Source organism: Thiohalocapsa halophila, assembly GCF_016583825.1.
Classification (GTDB): Bacteria; Pseudomonadota; Gammaproteobacteria; order Chromatiales; family Chromatiaceae; genus Thiohalocapsa; species Thiohalocapsa halophila.
Window position 1 is genome coordinate 1 of sequence record NZ_NRRV01000202.1, and the last position, 1138, is coordinate 1138.

Annotated in this window: 1 protein-coding gene; it reads right to left on the reverse strand. The window is 65.0% G+C overall.

All coding sequences use genetic code 11. The features are described 5' to 3' along the window. Positions 1-1138 (reverse strand): HAD-IC family P-type ATPase (locus CKO31_RS25980; RefSeq protein WP_200243772.1); only part of this gene is annotated, 1138 nt, incomplete at both ends.

Below are 1138 nucleotides of genomic sequence, written 5' to 3' on the forward strand. Positions count from 1 at the left end.
CGCATACGAATACGCCGCAGCAAACGAAAGGCCATAGAAAAATGTGGACGACAGGACGCCGATCCGCAGATAGACGTTCAAGTAGGTGTTGATCACCGCGTAGCCGGCCCAGAAGGTCAGAATCTGCTTGAGGTGGCGCTGCTGGCCGCGAGCAGCACCCAGCAGCGAAGGAATTTCGGCTAGGCTCGGGTCCATCAGCAAGATTTGCGCCGTGTCGCTGGCGATTGCGGAAGCGCCGTGCAGCGAGATTGAGCAGTGCGCCTGCTTCATCGCGAGCGCATCGTTGACGCCATCGCCGACGAAACAGACGCGACGTCCCGCGGCCTGGAGGCGGCGAACCAGTTCGGCTTTGTCCTGGGGCAAGACGTCATGGAAATAGCCGTCGAGCTCCAACGAATCCGCAATCAGCCGCGTCGGCCCCCTACTGTCCCCGGAAACGACATCGATGCGCTGGACATCGCGGCGGCGCAGCGCACGGATCACGGCATAGACCTCCGGGCGCAGCCGAGGCTCGATCTGAACGACGCCCTGCACCTGTCGATTATCGGCGATGAGAATCGCGCTGGCCCCCTTGCCTTCGGCGTCGGCCAGCACCTCCTCTGCGGCGCCCGGGAGCTCGAGCCCTTCTGCGGTCATCAGTCGACGGCTACCGACGAGAACGCGCCCACCCGAGACGGACGCGACAACCCCGTAACCCACCCGGAAGCGGGAGTACTCCAGCTCGAACCGGTCGAGAGACCCCGTCTCGCGACGGGCGGTCTCGATCAGCGCTCTTGCAACCGGATGCGAGACGCCAGCCTCCGCGACTGCGGCTCGCGCCAAAATCTCCTGGCGGCTCCAGTTACCCAGCGGCAGCACCGCGGTCACGGCGAGGTCGTCAGAGGTCAACGTCCCCGTCTTGTCGAACAGGAAGGTATCGACCCCGGCCAGCGCCTCCAATGCCCGACCGTCCTTGACCAGGACGCCGGCATGAGTGATCGCCGCGAGGTGGCTACTTGTGGCGACCGAGGCAGTGGCTCGAATCGCGTTGGCGGGCGCGCTGAAGAGGATGGCGGTGGCCGAGGATGGCCCCACGAATGGTAATGCGACCGAGCTCCCGACCAGGAGCGGCAAGGCGAGCTGGTCGGAGCGTTTCTCA